Raw genomic sequence first — 18,483 nt, 5'->3', positions numbered from 1 at the left:
CCAGTAATAATCGTTATAGTTTATAAAATTCTTCTTTATGAAAAGAGTAAATATAAACCTCTTTAACTTTCTTCTCTGTTATTTTCTCCAAAGCCCTTCTATAATATTTTAGCTGAATCACATATTTTTTCTTAAATTCTTCTACATCTTCTACATAATCTGTCTTATAATCCAAAAGTACTAATCCATCTTCTTCCTCAAAAAAGGCATCTATCACTCCCTGTATAAGTATCTTCTCATCATCATATATATTAGAAGGAAGTTCCTTATAAAGTTCACTGCTTGGTATTTCTATATAAAAAGGAAGTTCTCTTTTTACTTTAATAGACTCCTTCATTCTCTGGCCTAAATCACTTTTTAAAAATTTAAGTATTTTATAAATATTTATAGATTCTGCCTGCTCCTCAGTTAAAAATTCTTCTATCACCATTAAATTTATTTGTCTTTTTATATCTTCTATACTTTTAGTATTCTCTAAATCTAAATGTTGCATTACAAGATGCATGAAAGTTCCCTTTTCCGCTCCTGTAAACTTTTTTACCTTTTCTAAGAAAAGAGGTTTTTTAAGTATAAATGATTTAAACATATCCTCAGAGTTTTCCTCATCTAAGATTGAAAATCTTCTTTTAATTTCTGATACTGAGAACTTTGCAGGTATAACGGAAGCTTCTTTATAAGGATATTCAAACTGAAGCCTTTTTTCTATTTCAGCTTTGAACTTGCTTATTTCTTCAGTTTGTGAAAAAACTTCAAGTTCCTTTAATATATCTCTTTCTTCTTTTTCTATTATTTCCTCTTTAAAATCTTCCTTACTCCATATATTTATTTTCCAATGTGAATCATCCATAATCCAATGGCTTGAAGAAATACCAAGTCCTATTCTTTCTAATAAACACTTGCAATCACCATGACGAGTTAATGGTGGCACTATCCAATCTAAATAATTTTTACCTTGCATTACTGCATAAGTGGGTATTTTTTCTCCTTCTTCATTAGCTTTATCACACCATTTTTCAAGAGTTTTATCTAAATCCTTAACCATTCCAGTGATGATTAGTTTTTCCTTAGCTCTTGTAAATGCAACATATAAAATTCTTAGTTCTTCAGAAAGTGTCTCTAAATTAATTTTCTTTTTTATTACTTCCTTCATTATAGTATCATAGAATATTCTCTTTTCTAAATCCACATATTCAGGTCCAAATCCAAGTTTATGATGAAAAAGCACACTTTTTTTAGTATCTTGTAGATTAAATTGCTTACCAGAACCTGCAAGTATTACTACCGGAAATTCAAGTCCCTTGCTCTTATGAATACTCATAATTCTTACCACATCTTCATTTTCCCCAATTATTTTAGCACTTCCCATATCTCCACTACTGTAGCGAAGCTTATTCATGAAATTTATAAAATTAAATAATCCCCTGTAGCTTGTGCTTTCATATTGCTTTGCTCTTTCAAATAGAACTCTTAAATTTGCCTGTCTTTGAATTCCTCCAGCCATTGCTCCTACATACCCATAATAACCAGTTTCTGTGTATAAAGCCCATATAAATTGGTCTAGAGGATAATTTACAGCTCTATTTCTCCATTTTTCAAGTTTTTCGTGAAAATATTCTATTTTATTTATAAGCTCCTTGTTTAAAGCTTTAATATTACTTTTTTCCTCTCCCTCTTCTATATCATCCTTGCTTACTATTTTATTTATTATTTCATAAAAATTTAATTCCTTATTTATAAGTCTTACATCTATTATTTCCTCTGCTGAAAAAGAAAATATAGGACTTCTTAAAACCGCCAAAAGAGGAATATCTTGCCTTGGATTATCTATAACTTGAAGAAGAGCAAGTATTGTTTTTACCTCTGCTGTTTCAAAATATCCTGAACTTGAATCTGCGAACACTGGTATTCCTGTATTATTTAGTTCATCTGTAAATGTGGGAGCATAGCTTTTAGTTGCTCTCATAAGTATTACTATATCCCTATATTGAAGCCTTCTATAATTATTTATATTCTTATCCCATACCATATATGGATTTTCCCTTGATCCCATAAGGTCTTTTATTATCTTGCATACCATGCTTGCTTCAAGCTTAATATTATCTGGAGCATCCTCTTCTGGTTCTTCTTCTCCTCCTTCTTCTTCTAATATACTTTCATTTTTAGAAGAATTTTTTTCCATAAGATGAAGTTCCACAGCTCCTGCGTAATTTATCTCTTCTTCTGGCTCTGGGTAATATGCTCCTGGGTTTAAGGCTTCCTCATCGGTATAGTCAAGCTCACCTAAACTTTTAGACATTATTTGTTTAAATATAAAGTTTACTCCACGTATAACATTTTCCCTGCTTCTAAAGTTTTTAAATAGTTTTATCTTTCGGTTTTCTCCTTTATCTTCTTCATAGGTGTTATACTTTTCTAAAAAAAGCTCAGGTTTTGCCTGTCTAAAGCGATAAATACTTTGTTTTACATCGCCAACCATAAATAAATTTGGCACAGTTAACTTTACATCTTCTAGTTCAATGTTAGGCTGACGTGATACTGAGTTTAATATAACCTCTTGAACCAAGTTGCTATCTTGATATTCATCCACTAGTACTTCTTCAAACTTCCTCCTATACTCTACAGCTATAGATGATGGGATAAGCTCATCTTCCTTTGTAAATTGTGTAAGTATGTACAGACAAAAATGCTCTATATCATTAAAATCCACTATATTTTTTTCTCTCTTTTTTTCACCATATATTGTGCTAAAATTTATCACTAAATCTTTTAAAACCTTCATTCGTGGATACAAACCATGCAGCTGGCTCTTTATGTCCTCATGTCCCTGGAAATAATTCTCCTTTAAGCCTTTTAACTTGTCTTTTACATCATTTCTTATTTTTACAGCCTTTTCTTTTACTTCTTTTAAATATTCATCTAATTTTTTACGAGGCATCGCTGGATGTGAGTATGAAAATATTTTGTCTGCCATACTCCCAAAACTTTCTTCCATTATAAGAGCTTCTACAAAATTTAAATCTTCCTTAATAACTTCCTTATAAGAATTTAAAAGTTCATCTTCTTCTAGTATATTTACTGCCTTTTTCAACCTGTTTTTAAGTCCTTCAAGCTCTATTTTTATATTTTGTACTAAAATCTCTGCCCACGTGGTTTCTTCAAAATTAAAATCTTCTTTTACATTAAAAGCTTCAATTGCTTCTTCTAACCAATTTTCAGGCCAAGGCATACTTTGAGAGAAATGATAAAGACTTTCTACCATTTCCATAACTTTTTTATCATCTCTTCCCCCATAAGATTCCACAAGACTTAAAAATTCAGAAGTTACCTTATTCTCTTCATAACTTTCATCAAATATTTCATCTAATGCTTCCTGTCTTAATAAAATTGTTTCTGTCTCATCTGCAACCCTAAAGGAAGGGTCTATATCTAAAACATGAAAATTATTTCTTATTACATTTAGGCAAAATGAATGTATTGTAGTTATATTTGACTTACTTAAAAGTGTTAACTGCCTTTGAAGTACTTTTGAATCTGGATCTTTATCTAGTTCCCTTGTAATAGCTTCCCCTATCCTTTCTTTCATTTCAGCTGCTGCTGCATTTGTAAATGTAACAACTAATAATTTATCTATATCCATAGGATTTTCTTTATCCGTTATTTTCTTTATTATTCTTTCCACTAGTACCGCAGTTTTACCAGAACCCGCTGCTGCTGCTACTAAAAGGTTACACCCTTTCGTATATATGGCACTTTCCTGCTCCTTAGTCCACTTAGTTTCCCCCACCTTATATCCTCCTCTTTTTGTAGCTAATGCTTAACACTTAATCTTTAATACTCTGCTGGATTATCTTATGCTTATATTTTAACACAAAATAGGATATATATAACTTTGTACATTGTTTACATTTTTCTCTACATGACAAATCATAAGTCTATCCTATATAATAGTAGCATACTAAAAATTTTAGGGAGAGGGTTAGGTAATAACATGAAAAGAATAAATGAAATTTTTAGTGATTATGAAGCTAGGGGTAACATAAATACTGCAATTGTAGAAGGGGTGGTCTTAAGAAAAAATACTAAAACCCTGGATATTAAAATCAGCTCAGATAAATATATTGAAATAGGAGAATTTGAAAGCCTTAATAAGTTTATAAGGGAAAGATTTGCATTAAAAGATTCTAAAATCACTGTAAAGTATGTTGAGGGAACAGTGAAAAAGCCCATAGAAGAGGAATTGAAGAATATTGTATCTTCACTCGCAGATAAATATCCTGCCTTAAAAGCAGTGCTAAATGATAGCGAATATAAAGTTGATAAAGACACAATAAATTTTAGTTTTAAAATTGCAGTGTCAGGCTTTTTAAAATCCATGGATTATGATCAAAAGATCCATAAGGCCATAAAAAACCTGTATGGCACAGCATATAAAATAAATTTTGTTGATAAAGTAAGCAGTGAAGATTTAATAAGGCTGCAAGAGGATATACGTGAACAGGAAATGCTGTTTATTCAAAACCAAGTTAAGGCTGCATCAAGTAATAGCGCTCCTAAATTGACTAAGGAAGCTGTAGAAAAAAAACAGGAAGCAAAATCAGAAACCGATGGAAAGAAAGGCAATCCATTCTTAATATTAGGCAGAAGTGCTAATATCAAGGAAGCTATAATAAAAATTACTGACATTACGCCAGATGAAGGAAAGGTAGCTATAGAGGGTGAAATATCCAATATAGAAGCAAGGGAATTAAGAAGCGGAAAAACATTAATTTCCTTTGATTTATATGACGGCTCAAGTTCCATGACTTGTAAGGCTTTCTTGAAGCCCGGTGAAGAAAGTGAGGCATTATCAAAGCTTAACAAAGCTAAGGGTGTTAGGCTTTCTGGAAATGCAGGGTATAGTAAGTTTACTGATGAAATTGAGATTATTGCCAATACCATAGTAGAAATAGAAATCAGGAAGAAGGCTAAGAGGCAGGATAAGGCAGAAGTGAAGAGGGTAGAGCTGCATATGCATACACAAATGAGTCAGATGGATGCTATGACTGGTGCCTCTGATTTAATTAAAAGAGCCATGAGCTGGGGCATGAAATCCATTGCCATAACGGACCATGGAGTAGTGCAGTCATTCCCTGAGGCTCATAAATTATTAGGAAGAGATAACTCTGACATGAAGGTTATATATGGAGTAGAGGCCTATTTGGCACCGGATAAAAAGCCTTCTGTAACAAATCCTAATGGACAGAACATTGATACTACCTATTGTGTGCTGGATTTGGAGACCACAGGCTTTTCACCAGTAACAGAAAAAATTACTGAAATAGGAATCATGAAACTAAAGGATGGAAAGATAATAGACAAATTCAGCTGCTTTGTAAATCCTGAAAAGCCTATTCCATCAAGGGTTGTGGAGGTTACCAATATAACTGATGATATGGTAAGGAATGCAGAAACCATAGAAAATGTATTTCCTAAAATGATGGATTTTATTGATGGAACCGTTCTGGTTGCTCATAATGCTGGATTTGACGTGGGCTTCTTAAAGCATAATGCTAGAGTGCTAAACTATGACTTTGACTTTACATATGTAGATACCTTATCCTTGGCACAGTCAGTATTCCCTAATTTTAAAACCTATAAATTAGGAAGAATTGCTAAAAATCTTGGCATAAAGGTTGAGGTTGCTCATAGAGCCTTAGATGACGTTGCTACCACTGTTAAGGTGTTTAATATAATGCTTGAAAAGCTGAAGGAAAGAGGAGCAAAAACCATTGAGGATATAGATATATACGGTTCTGATGAAGAGGCTAAGAAGGAAGAATATAAAAAAGTTAAAACCCATCATGCAATAATATTCGCAAAGAATTATGTGGGATTAACGAATTTGTATAGACTTGTATCCTATTCACATTTAGATTACTTTTATAAAAAGCCCCGTATATTGAAGAGTATGTATGAAAAATATTCCGAGGGCTTAATTCTTGGCAGCGCCTGCAGTGAAGGTGAATTGTATCAGGCAATACTCCTAGGAAAATCCGATGAAGAAATTGAAGACATTGCTAAGGAATACGATTATTTGGAAATCCAGCCTCTAGGCAATAATGATTATTTGGTAAGGACAGAGCAAGTACCAAACAAAGAATATTTAAAGGAAATCAACAGAAAAATTGTAGCTCTGGGAGAAAAGTTAGGTAAGCTTGTAGTAGCTACAGGAGATGTTCACTTCGTGGATCCTGAAGATGAGATATACAGACGTATACTTGAGGCAGGTCAGGGCTTTAAGGATGCAGATAATCAGGCTCCATTATATTTAAGAACCACTGATGAAATGCTTCAGGAATTTTCCTATTTGGGAATGGAAAAGGCTTATGAAGTGGTAGTTACAAATACTAATAAGATAGCAGATATGTGTGAGCAAATCAGTCCTATTTCACCAGAAAAAGCTACACCACACATAGATGGCTGTGAACAGACCATTAAAGATATTACCTATGGTAAGGCTCATGAACTTTATGGTGACCCTCTTCCTGAAATTATTCAGCAAAGGCTTGATAGAGAGCTGGATTCCATTATAAAAAATGGTTTCTCCGTGATGTACATTATCGCTCAAAAGTTGGTATGGAAATCAAACGAAGATGGCTATCTAGTAGGTTCTAGAGGTTCCGTTGGTTCCTCTGTTGTAGCATATATGACCGGTATAACGGAAGTAAATGCCCTGCCTCCACATTACAGATGCGCAAGCTGCAAATACTCGGACTTTTCCGATTATGGCTATAAAAATGGCTTTGACTTGCCGGATAAGGTTTGTCCTGTTTGTGGAGAAAAGCTAGCTAAGGATGGCATAGATATCCCCTTTGAAACCTTCTTAGGCTTCAATGGAGATAAGGAGCCGGATATAGATTTAAACTTTTCAGGAGAATATCAGGCAAAAGCCCATAAATATACAGAGGTTATCTTTGGGAAGGGCACAACCTTTAAGGCCGGAACCATAGGTACTATAGCAGAAAAAACAGCTTTTGGATACGTGAAAAAGTATTTTGATGAAAAAAACCTTACAGTAAATAAGGCAGAAATCATCAGAATTTCAAGAGGCTGTACAGGTATAAAAAGAACCTCGGGTCAGCACCCTGGTGGAATCATAGTGGTGCCAAAGGGACGCGAAATTTTTGAATTTTGTCCCGTACAGCATCCTGCAGATGATTCTACCTCAGATATTATTACAACACATTTTGACTATCACTCCATTGACCAGAATTTGTTGAAGCTCGATATACTGGGTCACGATGATCCAACAGTTATAAGAATGCTTCAGGATATAACCGGAGTAGATCCACAAAAAATACCTATGGATGATAAGGAGACCATGTCTATATTTTCATCCACTGAAGCCCTAGGAGTAACCCCGCAGCAGATAAATTCCAAGGTTGGAACCTTTGGAATTCCTGAATTTGGAACCAAGTTTGTAAGAGGAATGCTTTTAGATACAATGCCAAAAGCCTTTTTTGATTTAATATGTATATCAGGACTTTCCCACGGTACCGATGTATGGCTGGGAAATGCTAAGGACTTAATTGATGCGGGAACAGTAACCTTAAATGAGGCAGTGTGTACCAGAGATGATATCATGGTTTATCTTATCAAAAAGGGTCTGCCGCCCAATACTGCCTTTAAGATAATGGAGCTAGTTCGTAAAGGAAAGGCATTAAAGGACCCTGAAAAGTGGGCTGAATATGAAGCAATGATGAGAGAACATGATGTACCAGAATGGTATATAGATTCCTGCAGAAAGATAAAATACATGTTTCCTAAGGCCCATGCTGCAGCCTATGTAATGATGGCCTTTAGAATAGCCTGGTTTAAGGTTCACATACCTAAGGCATATTATGCAGCATACTTCACCATTAGAGCCAAGGCCTTTGACTCAGAATTTATGATATTTGGAAAAGAGAAGGTTAAAGAAAAAATGAAGGAAATTGAAGTAATGGGCAATCAAGCTACCCCTAAGGATAAGGATATGTATGATGACTTAGAATTGGTTTTTGAAATGTATGAGAGAGGAATTAAATTCCTGCCCATTGATTTATACAAATCCCATGCATCCAAATTTATAGTAGAGGAAGATGGCTTAAGGCCACCTATAAACAGTATATCCGGCATGGGAACCGTGGCAGCAGAAGGTATATACAATGCAGTCCAAGAAGAAAATCCTATTAGCTCCATAGAAGATCTAAAGAAACGTGCTAAGATAGGAAATTCTGCTATAGATTCACTTAGAAAGTTTGGCTGCTTAAAAGGTCTTCCAGAAAGTGATCAACTGAGCTTTTTTGATGTAATTTAACTAGCGAAAAATCACTATTTATAGAAAAACACCTCAAGAATGCTTCTTTATTCTTGAGGTGTTTTATTTTTATTTAGTTATATTTAAAAAATCCAATGCTACTTGTGCATAGCTTGCAGCTCCAAGTGGAAGTGCATCTTCATCTACATTAAAGAAATTTGAGTGATGGGAATACTTACATCCCTTTTCTTCATTTCTTCCACCTAAGAACATAAAGGCTCCTGGTACCCTTTGTACATACTCTGAAAAGTCTTCAGAGCCCATTGCCTTATCTATAGTAAGTATATTTTCTTTTCCTACTATTTTCCCTACAGATTCTTGCGCAAGTTTAGTGGAGTTTTCTTCATTTATAGTAGGACTACACATAAATGTATACTTATACTCATACTCACAACCATAAGCTTCACAAGTATTTTTGACCATTTTTTCAATCCATTCAGGAAGCATTCTTCTTGAATGTTCAGTAAAGGCTCTATTCATTCCTTGTAATGTTGCCTTTCCTGGTATTACGTTAAATCTTTCTCCTGAATGAAATGTTCCTACATTTATAACTATAGGCTGTCTTGCATCATTTACCTTTGTTGCAATAGTATGAAGTCCTTGAACTACCGCTGTTGCACAAGTTAATGCATCAACCCCCTGCCATGGTGAAGAACCATGTGCTGATTTTCCTGTTATAGTTAAATCAAAAGTATCTGCTGATGCCATTACAGGTCCTGGTTGAAGCGCCACTTGTCCTGTAGGCACATCTGACCAAATATGCATTCCAAATATCATGTCTACCTTAGGATTTTCTAGCACTCCGCCTTCTATCATAGCTTTTGCGCCACCTGCTACTTCTTCTGCAGGCTGAAATATAAACTTTACTGTTCCTTGTAATTCATCTTTCATTGTTGATAAAACCTTTGCTGCTCCAAGTAATGTTGCAGCATGACAGTCATGTCCACAAGCATGCATTAATCCAGGAGCTTCTGAGCTATATGGAAGTCCAGTTTCTTCATTTACGGATAATGCATCTATGTCAGCACGTAAAGCTACAACCTTTCCTTCTTTTGCCCCTTTTAAAAGTCCTACAACGCCTGTTTTGGTTACTCTGAGAGTTTCTATTCCCATTTTTTTTAATTCTTCTTCAATTTTATCTGTAGTTCTAAACTCCTCAAAGGATGCCTCTGGATGTCTGTGAAAATCCCTTCTTAAATCCACCATCCACTCATAATTTTCTTTTGCAAGATCTAAAGTTTTCATATTGAAAGTCCCCCATTCCTTTATAGTTATATATTCAGTATTAATCATTAACTATCATATTACATCATTTTTACCATGAAGCCTGCAAGTACTACGGATGCTATGGTTACTGTTACAAATCCTGATATAAGCATCTTAGGAAGTATTTCATCTAATATTGCTTTTTTCTCTTCTTCAGTTTTTCCCTCTGCATTTGCAACTTCTTGAGAAATTATAAATGTTCCTGGAAAGCCAAATAATGCAGTAATTCCTATTGATAAAGACATCTGCCAGCTATAGCCTAAAGCCTTACCTACAGGTATACTGGTAATCGCAATACCTATAACTCCTAATGTTAAACTTGCAACTAAAGGCCATAATAATGTTAATACCATTTGTGGAGTTGCACTTACTAGATTTGAAAATATAACAACCATAAGTGAACCCATTGCTAATCCAAAGGCATTTGCTTTAGTCATGCCATCAGTTTCTAAGAATCCTAGTTCCTTTAAAGCTACACCTATAATTAAACATACAACATACTTATTTACCACATTTCCTGTAAGTGCTGCTATTTTATAACTTAGCACCGCTGCGAGTCCAAGCTTTGCTAAAAGTATGGAAGATGTTTGAAGTTCTTTTGGAAGAGCTGGTATTAAATATTTTCTTGGTTTAACTGTATTTTCTGCTGCGGCGGCCATCTCTGCTGTGGCTTTCTTATTATTTATATTTGATTTACCTTCTTTTAATTCCTTTGATAATCTTTTTGCTTCTTTTCTAAGACAAATTGATGCAATTGGATATCCAAAGAAACCTTGAACTACTACAAGTAATGTTGCAAAAACCATGATTGTTTCAAGTCCTTTTGCTTTTGCAGCCTCACCCATAATGATACCTGCTACAACTCCTCCGGCTATTGGTGGTGCTGCAGCTACAGCGTAATCTTTTCCTAAAATTGGAGTACCTGCAAAATATACAAAAATACCAATTCCTACAATTGCAGCTAATGCTATTACAACAGTTTTCCATTGTTTTACCAAATCATTTATACTCATAAGTGTTCCCATATGAGTAATCAATACTGCCATTAATATACTTCCCATGGCAAGTAATGATGAATCCTTAAATATAGTTTTTGGGAGCCCCACCCAAAAACCAACCATTAGAATTACTGAAGATACAAACATAGTAGAACAAACAGCCTTTGTCTTTGATGATATAAAGTCCCCAACACCAAAGATTAAAAATAATACCGAAAACGCAAGAAGTCCATCCATAATTTTTTCCCCCTTAAATTTATATTAGTATATAAAAAAGCCTCTATATATTTTTTAAATATATAGAGGCGTATACTAACGCTGTACCACTCTACTTCGCCACAAACTTTTCAATCTATTTATGGCCTCTGAAAGTTTTTATAAAACTTTTGCATTATAACGGATGCTGCCGTAAAAACTTACTTAAGTTTCAGCTCTTATGTTCAGGGTCGAGTATTACCTATATCATTAGCACCAATTCTCATCAACCATTGGCTCTCTGTAACTAAATTTATATAGCTTTTTCCCATCATAACATTTTACATTTATTAACTTATTTGCCCAATTTTTATTTTTTCCGAGTTATTGTTATTTATCTTATCACCTATAAAAAAGGGTGTCAACGGTATTTCGGTAAAAAAATCTAATATTTTACAATTGCTTTTTTATGAATAATCACTTGCAAAACAAACAAATTCTTTGAAAACGACTACTGAAATATATAGGCTCATTTATGCTAAATATTATAGGATTATAAAAAGTTAAAGTAAGTTTTTCTATACATTTTCTATTAAAAATAACATTATTACTTCATGATTTTAATGTAATGCAAGATAAAATTCACATGGTTTACTATATCATAATTCCTCATTTTATTTTGTTTTTCATTTATTTTAAAAAAATATTATAATTTCAGCATATATTTTCCCTAAATTTGGATAAAATAATATCTGTATGCTATTGTATTGTACAATTGAAAATCACAAACCAACCTTAAAATTTACATGAAAGGAGTTATTTATTTATGAAAAAAACTACTATAATGGCTGTTACCATTGACGGCAGAGATGAACATGCTCCAAAAGCACAACAAATTTTAACCGACCATGGCTGCATAATAAAAACACGAATAGGCTTACATGAAACTGAAGAAAATTCTTGTTCTCCAAAGGGACTTATACTTCTTCAAATATTTGCTGAAAAATCTGATGTAGAAGCATTAGAGAATGACTTAACCTCTATTGAAGGAGTTCATGTAAACAAAATGGACATTTAAAAAAAGCTTGCATCTTAGCAAGCTTTTTTATATCTTGAATTAATTATTAATCATTTAACATCAAATATTGACTACTCAATAACTCCTCCGCCAAGAACCATATCTCCATCATAAAATACTACAGATTGACCTTTAGTTATAGCTCTTTGCTTTTCCTTAAAAGTAACCTTTATTTTATGTCCACCATCAATTGGCTCTATTAATGCTTTTTCAGGACGTGCAGAATATCTTATTTTAGCTTCGACTTCCATTGGAGCGTATAAAATATCCATGGAAATTAAATTTATATCCTTTGCTACAAGTACTCTTGTAAATATCTCTTCTTCGTCTCCTAATACAACTTCATTAGTTTCAGGCTTGATATCTGTAACATATACAGGTTTACCTAAAGCTATTCCAAGTCCCTTTCTTTGGCCTATTGTATAATAAACTATTCCCTTATGCTTTCCAAGTATCTTTCCATTTTTATCTATAAAGTTTCCTTCTTTAACTTTTCCAGGATAGTTTCTATTTATGTATCCGCCATGATCATTATCATATACAAAGCATATTTCTTCACTATCCTTTTTATTATGTACTCTAAGTCCTATTTTTTTTGCTATTTCTCTTATTTCATCCTTTGTATATTCTCCACAAGGCATAAGAGTTCTGCTTAATTGAAATTGAGTAAGATTATAAAGTGCATAAGTTTGATCTTTTCTTGAGTCTTCCGACTTTCTAAGAGTATATCTATGACCATTTTGGCCTATTATTGCATAATGACCTGTAGCTACATAATCTATTCCCATGGCCATTGCTTTCTTTAAAAACAAATCAAATTTTATGTGCTTATTACAAGCTATACATGGGTTTGGAGTTCTACCTACAAGATATTCATCCACAAAATAATCTATTACTTTTTCTTTAAAATCTTCTTTAAAATTCATTACATGAAAAGGGATGTCTAAAGACTGCGCAACTCTTCTAGCATCTGCCACAGCACTTAGCGAACAGCATCCTCCCTCTCTTTCTTCAAACTCCTCATCATCCTGCCATATTTGCATTGTAACTCCAATTACATCATAACCTTGCTCTTTTAAAAGATAAGCAGCAACAGAGCTGTCCACTCCTCCACTCATACCAAGTAAAACTTTCTTCTTCAAGTTAATACCTCCTATTAAACTTAATCCTAGCCTAGAAACCAATTACATTTTTAATAACTAAAGTTAGAGCTTCTTAGTTAGTAGTAATTACTAACAACTTCTCAATTTTTGTACACAATCCCGAACCACATTAATAACCTTATCCACATCTTCTCTTGTAGTTTTATCTCCTAAACTAAATCTTATGGCTTCCTTAGCTTCTTTATTTGAAAGCCCTATAGCTTTAAGTACATGAGAAGGCTCCACGGCTCCGGCTTGGCATGCACTGCCTGAGGATACAAAAATTCCTTCTCTGTCCATCATCATAAGCATTAATTCTGATTGAGCATCATTAAATGTTATGTTTACACTTCCAGGAAGCCTTTTATCACCTCTAGCACCATTTAGCTTAGTTTCAGGTATTTGTAAAAGTTCATTTATAAGTATATCTCTTAAATAAGTTAATTTTTCTCTATGCTCATTTAAATTATTTAAAGCAATTTCGGAAGCCTTTCCAAATCCAACAATGGAAGCTAAATTTTCCGTGCCTCCTCGTCTGCCTTTTTCCTGCTCTCCACCATGAATTAAATTATCTATTTTAGTACCTCTTTTTATATATAATGCACCAATTCCCTTTGGTCCGTATATTTTATGAGAAGCAAAACTTAATAAATCTATATTCATGCTTTCCACATCCAAAGGAATATTTGCTACTGCCTGCACTGCATCTGTATGAAAAACTATATTTCTTTCCTTGCAAATCTTTCCTATTTCATCTATAGGCTGTATAGTTCCTACTTCATTATTTCCAGCCATTACTGAAACTAAAATAGTATCTTTTCTTATACTACTTCTTAATTTATCTAAACTTATAAGACCGTATTCATCCACAGGAAGATAAGTTATTTCAAAGCCAAACTTCTTTAAATATTCACAAGCATTTAAAACTGCATGATGTTCAATAGAAGAAGTTATTATATGGCGTCCTTTATCCATATTTGCAAAGGCCACCCCTTTTATCGCCCAGTTGTCACTTTCAGTTCCCCCTGAAGTAAAATATATTTCACTGCTCTTAGCATTTATTAAACTTGCCAATGCTTCTCTGCTTTCATCTATAATCATCTTTGCCCTATTGGAAAAAGAATATGCAGAAGAAGGATTTGCAAAATACTCTTTTATGTAAGGTTCCATAGCCTCTACTACTTCTGGTTTTACATAAGTAGTAGCACTATAATCCATATATATTTTATCCAAATTATTCACCTCCGTACAACAATATAGTATAACACAAAGCACTAAGTTCTAGTACTGAGAAATTTTTAATTAATAAAATTTCTTCAATTTTTATTAATTAAAATAATAACCAGCAGTCAGTATATTTCAGTTTTGACTTGCAAAACATCTATAACTGTCTACTGGTCACTAGCCATTGATACTAATTATTAGTCGAATATTCCCATGGATAAATATCTTGCTCCTGTGTCTGGAAGAAGTACAACTATATTTTTACCTTTGTTTTCTTCTCTTTCTGCTATTATCTTTGCTGCGTATAGTGCTGCTCCAGAAGATATTCCAACAAACATTCCTTCTAAATGAGCTATTTCCTTTGTAGTTTTAAATGCATCTTCATTTGTAACTCTTACTATTTCATCAATTACTTCTGTATTTAATATGCTTGGAACAAATCCTGCACCTATTCCTTGAATTTTATGAGGACCTGGTTTTTCTCCTGAAAGTACAGCTGAAGCTTCTGGTTCCACTGCTATTATTTTAACATTTGGATTTTTTTCTTTTAAGTATTCAGCTACTCCTGTTATAGTTCCACCAGTTCCTACTCCTGCTATGAATATATCTACCTGGCCCTCAGTATCTTTCCATATTTCTTTTGCTGTAGTTAGTTTATGAATTTTCGGATTTACTTTGTTTTCAAACTGCTGAGGTATAAAGGAATTATTATTTTCAGCTGCTATTTCTTCTGCCCTTTTAATTGCACCCTTCATTCCTTCTGCTCCAGGTGTTAATACAAGTTCTGCTCCATAAGCCTTAAGTAGATTTCTTCTTTCAATACTCATTGTATCAGGCATAGTAAGTATTAACTTATATCCTTTTACTGTAGTTGCAAAAGCAAGTCCTACACCAGTATTTCCACTAGTTGGTTCTACAATTATAGAATCCTTATTTAAAAGTCCTTGTTTTTCAGCTTCTTCAAGCATTGCAAATGCAATTCTATCCTTTACACTTCCTGCTGGATTAAAATATTCTACCTTTGCAATTATATTCCCCTTTAAATCGTGTTTTTCTTTAAATTTATCAACTTTTACAAGTGGTGTATTTCCTATTAATTCTGTTAAATTATTATATACCCTTTTCATAACCCATCTCTCCTTTATTATACATATTTGTTTACTATGTTTTTATGTAAAATTTTAATTGGGACATATTTTTGTAAAAATCATTGATTTTTCTATAAACCGCACATCCCAATTAAATAATATTTCTTTTATAAATTATATGTAACCAAAATAGAAATTAAATTTTATTAACAGTCCCTAATTCCTATATATAATACATGGCTACTTCATTATTATATTTTTTATAATCTTCTACAAGCTCTTCTAAAGTTATAGAGTCTACAACTTGATTTATACTTTCTCTTAGATTTCCCCAAACCTTATCTTCTATACATCTTTCTATTTTAGAGTCTTTTTCTTCCTCAGGAACATCTACTTGAAAAAGTTCTCCTTCTAGTGCCCTTAGTATTTCTCCTACTGTAACATCTTTAGGTTCCTTTACTAAAGTGTAGCCTCCTTGAGAACCTTTTCTTCCCTTCACAAGTTCTCTTTTTCTTAAAAGGGAAAAAATTTGCTCTAAATATCCTTCTGATATATTTTGTCTTTCTGATATACTTTTTAGCGTAACCACATCATTAAATGAATTTGTAGCTAAATCAAGTATTGCTTTTAATCCATATATTCCTTTTGTAGATATCTTCACTTCAACAACTCCTATTAAACAAATAAGTTTTATATGTTATATTTATTATATTAATCTCCACTTAATTTGTCAACATTGTTTTTAAATTTTTTGACTTCTTCTCCAATTATTTTTATGCCTTTTTCTATCTCATCAAATGAAACTCTAGAAAAACTCAGTCTTAATTCATTATATCCACCTTTATTTACATAAAATATATCTCCTGGAGTAAATATTACCCCTCTATTAGAGCAGTTTTTTAAGAGTTCTCTTGAATTTATTCCTTTAAGCTTTATATATACATATAATCCTCCATCCCCTAATATATGTTCATGAGGAATATATCTCTCAATAAGTTCTTTTGTAAAATTATATTTTGATTTATATATACTTCTAGCCTTTTTTAAATACTTTTCAAAACTTCCATTTTTCATATATTGATACAAAAGTGCTTGATCTAAAAACGAAGTGTGTATATTTCTGCTTCTTTTCACACTTTGAAGTATATCTATAAGTCTTGTATCTCCAAATATCCATCCAATTCTGAGACCTGGAAAAAGTATTTTTGATAGACTTCCTATATAAATTACTCCGTTTCCATCTCCACCTATACTAGCTATAGGTGCAATGTGAGATCCTGAATGTTGCAATTCTTCATTAAATCCATCTTCAATTATAGGAACATTATATTCTCTAAGTATATTATATACATTTTCTCTTTTTTTATAAGACATAACCATACCTGTAGGATTATGATATGATGGTATGAAAAAAGCAAACTTAAATTTATTTTTATTAAGCTCTTCTTTGAGCTTATTTTCGTCAATTCCTTCATCGCCTATAGGAATTCCATGAATATCAATTCCATGAAGCTTCATTATCTTTATAGCTGTATTATGAGTAGGATTTTCACAAAGTATACTGTCGCCTTTATTAGTTAGTGCACTTAAAATTATATCAAAACCCTCAGTAAAACCATTAGTTATAAGTATATCCCTATCTTTTATACTAACTCCCTTTTTATTCATATAATCCATAAGATAGTTTATTAGAGGTTTGTATCCTTGAGCATATCCGTAATTTAAAAGTTTTTCTCCTTCTAATGCCATCCTATCTAAAAAAGCCTTTTTAAATTCTTCTATATCAAATAAATTTTCATCTGGAGCAATACTTTTAAAAGATATCATACCTTTTTGAAAAAGAGCCTCATTTTTCATAATATCTAAATTCTCTGCATTTTTAGCAAAGGAATTTATAGTTTCTTCCCAATTTATATTCCAATCTTTAATCTTTGTCTTTTTTATTTTACTTACAAAACTTCCCTTACCTTTTATAGTATATATGTATCCCTCAGCTTCTAAAATTTCATATGCCTTTACCACTGTATTTCTACTTATATTGAGATTTTCGCTTATTTCTCTTGTGGAAGGAAGCTTACTAGAGGATGAAAGCATTCCATCCTCTAGCATATTTTTTATATAATTATAAAGCTGCTCATATATAGGCTCTTTTTTATGAAAATTTATATTTCTAAACATATTAGCTCCTTATATATCAACTTAATTCATATGAATTCTCTAAAATTGTTTTCCTGATAATTCTATTATTTTATCTAAAAGATTTTTAAAACTTATGCCTGCTGCCTTGGCACTTTTAGGAAACAAGCTATTTTTAGTCATTCCGGATAGGGTATTTACCTCAAGTACATATATATCTTCCCCTCTTATCATTATATCCACACGTGCGTATACTCTTAAGTTTAAACCTTCCCAGCATTTTTTACAAATATCTTTAACTTTCTTTTCAATATGCTCAGGTAAATTTACTACAACTTCTTCTGCACCTTCATCTTCATATTTTGATTTGTAATCAAAAAACTCATCTCTCTTAGGTTTTATAGATAATATAGGTAAGATTTCTCCATCAAGCATACAACAGGTTATTTCTTCACCCTTTATATATTCTTCAATCATAACTTCCTTATCATGTTTTAAAGCTTCCTTTATAGCTGCTTTTAAATCCTCTTTATTTTTAGCTATAAATACACCTATGCTTGATCCACCGCTATTTGGTTTAACTACTACAGGGTAGCTCATTTTATCTACATTTTCATAATCTATATTTTCTTCATGTTTTGTCATGATCCATTTAGGCGTAGATATATTTTCTCCTAAAAATATTTTTTTACATATATTTTTATCCATACACAATGCACTTTCTAAAACTCCGCATCCTGAATATGGTACTTTAAGACTTTCAAGAATTGCTTGAATTTTACCATCCTCCCCAAATTTACCATGGAGGGCAATAAATGCAAACTCTAAAGATTTTGCTCTATCTATAAGTTCATATTCAGTATTTATAGGTACAGGAAGTACCTCATATTTTTCTTTATCAAGATTATCTATTATTTCATTTCCGGTGAGTATTGATATTTCTCTTTCATCAGAAACTCCACCCATTATAACGCCTACATGCATAACTTTTCTCCTCCGAACAATTAATAACATCATTTAG

11 protein-coding genes and 1 other annotated feature are annotated in these 18,483 nt (G+C 32.6%); of the genes, 2 read left to right on the top strand and 9 right to left on the bottom strand.

Features of this window, described 5'->3' with window-relative positions; all coding sequences use genetic code 11:
* Positions 1-13: 13 nt before the first annotated feature.
* A complete protein-coding gene (gene addA / locus CRN98_RS05540; RefSeq protein WP_097026422.1) occupies positions 14-3,784 on the bottom strand; it encodes a helicase-exonuclease AddAB subunit AddA in 3,771 nt (1,256 codons plus the stop codon).
* Positions 3,785-3,988: 204 nt separating this feature from the next.
* Here addA and polC point away from each other — a divergent pair, with 204 nt between their 5' ends.
* Entirely contained in the window at positions 3,989-8,335 is a 4,347-nt protein-coding gene (gene polC / locus CRN98_RS05535; RefSeq protein WP_097026421.1) for a DNA polymerase III subunit alpha, read from the top strand.
* Positions 8,336-8,404: 69 nt separating this feature from the next.
* Here polC and CRN98_RS05530 read toward each other — a convergent pair whose 3' ends face one another.
* Together CRN98_RS05530 and CRN98_RS05525 are read right to left on the bottom strand one after the other, a co-directional pair.
* The gene (locus CRN98_RS05530) at positions 8,405-9,580 is read right to left on the bottom strand and encodes a M20 metallopeptidase family protein (protein WP_097026420.1); all 1,176 of its coding nucleotides are present in this window, start codon (positions 9,578-9,580) and stop codon (positions 8,405-8,407) included.
* A gap of 59 nt (positions 9,581-9,639) precedes the next feature.
* The gene (locus CRN98_RS05525) at positions 9,640-10,836 is read right to left on the bottom strand and encodes a hypothetical protein (RefSeq protein ID WP_097026419.1); all 1,197 of its coding nucleotides are present in this window, start codon (positions 10,834-10,836) and stop codon (positions 9,640-9,642) included.
* A gap of 61 nt (positions 10,837-10,897) precedes the next feature.
* Positions 10,898-11,138, bottom strand: a binding site (T-box leader).
* A 482-nt stretch (positions 11,139-11,620) separates the two neighbouring features.
* Here CRN98_RS05525 and CRN98_RS05520 point away from each other — a divergent pair.
* A complete protein-coding gene (locus CRN98_RS05520; protein ID WP_097026418.1) occupies positions 11,621-11,872 on the top strand; it encodes a CPF_0552 family protein in 252 nt (83 codons plus the stop codon).
* 71 nt (positions 11,873-11,943) lie between these two features.
* On the opposite strand, the gene mnmA is transcribed toward CRN98_RS05520, so the two are convergent.
* The 6 genes from mnmA to CRN98_RS05490 all read right to left on the bottom strand — a co-directional run bounded on the left by mnmA (position 11,944) and on the right by CRN98_RS05490 (position 18,446).
* Positions 11,944-13,014 (bottom strand): tRNA 2-thiouridine(34) synthase MnmA, encoded by a 1,071-nt coding sequence (mnmA, locus tag CRN98_RS05515; RefSeq protein WP_097026417.1) that lies wholly within the window; start codon positions 13,012-13,014, stop codon positions 11,944-11,946.
* Between the two features lie 90 nt (positions 13,015-13,104).
* On the bottom strand, positions 13,105-14,247 hold the full coding sequence (gene nifS, locus CRN98_RS05510) for a cysteine desulfurase NifS (RefSeq protein ID WP_097026416.1): 1,143 nt from the start codon (positions 14,245-14,247) through the stop codon (positions 13,105-13,107).
* 188 nt (positions 14,248-14,435) lie between these two features.
* Complete coding sequence (gene cysK, locus CRN98_RS05505) at positions 14,436-15,365, bottom strand: cysteine synthase A (RefSeq protein WP_097026415.1); 930 nt, start codon at positions 15,363-15,365, stop codon at positions 14,436-14,438.
* Between the two features lie 184 nt (positions 15,366-15,549).
* Positions 15,550-15,987 carry an RrF2 family transcriptional regulator gene (locus CRN98_RS05500; protein ID WP_097026414.1) on the bottom strand — a complete coding sequence of 146 codons (438 nt, stop codon included), beginning with the start codon at positions 15,985-15,987 and terminating at the stop codon, positions 15,550-15,552.
* Between the two features lie 50 nt (positions 15,988-16,037).
* Entirely contained in the window at positions 16,038-17,504 is a 1,467-nt protein-coding gene (pdxR, locus tag CRN98_RS05495) for a MocR-like pyridoxine biosynthesis transcription factor PdxR (RefSeq protein WP_097026413.1), read from the bottom strand.
* A 39-nt stretch (positions 17,505-17,543) separates the two neighbouring features.
* Entirely contained in the window at positions 17,544-18,446 is a 903-nt protein-coding gene (locus CRN98_RS05490; RefSeq protein ID WP_097026412.1) for a D-alanine--D-alanine ligase, read from the bottom strand.
* Between the last annotated feature and the right edge of the window lie 37 nt (positions 18,447-18,483).

This window comes from Clostridium peptidivorans (genome assembly GCF_900205925.1).
GTDB classification, from domain to species: Bacteria; Bacillota; Clostridia; order Clostridiales; family Clostridiaceae; genus Clostridium_AK; species Clostridium_AK peptidivorans.
Note: the sequence above shows the minus strand (reverse complement) of the source record. Positions and strands in the feature narration are given on the sequence as shown.

Bases quoted from the DNA above. Each gene is read 5' to 3' on its own strand.
- CRN98_RS05530 (WP_097026420.1), bottom strand. From the start codon at position 9,580: ATGAAAACTTTAGATCTTGCAAAAGAAAATTATGAGTGGATGGTGGAT.
- polC (WP_097026421.1), top strand. From the start codon at position 3,989: ATGAAAAGAATAAATGAAATTTTTAGTGATTATGAAGCTAGGGGTAAC.
- CRN98_RS05490 (WP_097026412.1), bottom strand. From the start codon at position 18,446: ATGCATGTAGGCGTTATAATGGGTGGAGTTTCTGATGAAAGAGAAATA.
- CRN98_RS05520 (WP_097026418.1), top strand. From the start codon at position 11,621: ATGAAAAAAACTACTATAATGGCTGTTACCATTGACGGCAGAGATGAA.
- cysK (WP_097026415.1), bottom strand. From the start codon at position 15,365: ATGAAAAGGGTATATAATAATTTAACAGAATTAATAGGAAATACACCA.
- CRN98_RS05525 (WP_097026419.1), bottom strand. From the start codon at position 10,836: ATGGATGGACTTCTTGCGTTTTCGGTATTATTTTTAATCTTTGGTGTT.
- pdxR (WP_097026413.1), bottom strand. From the start codon at position 17,504: ATGTTTAGAAATATAAATTTTCATAAAAAAGAGCCTATATATGAGCAG.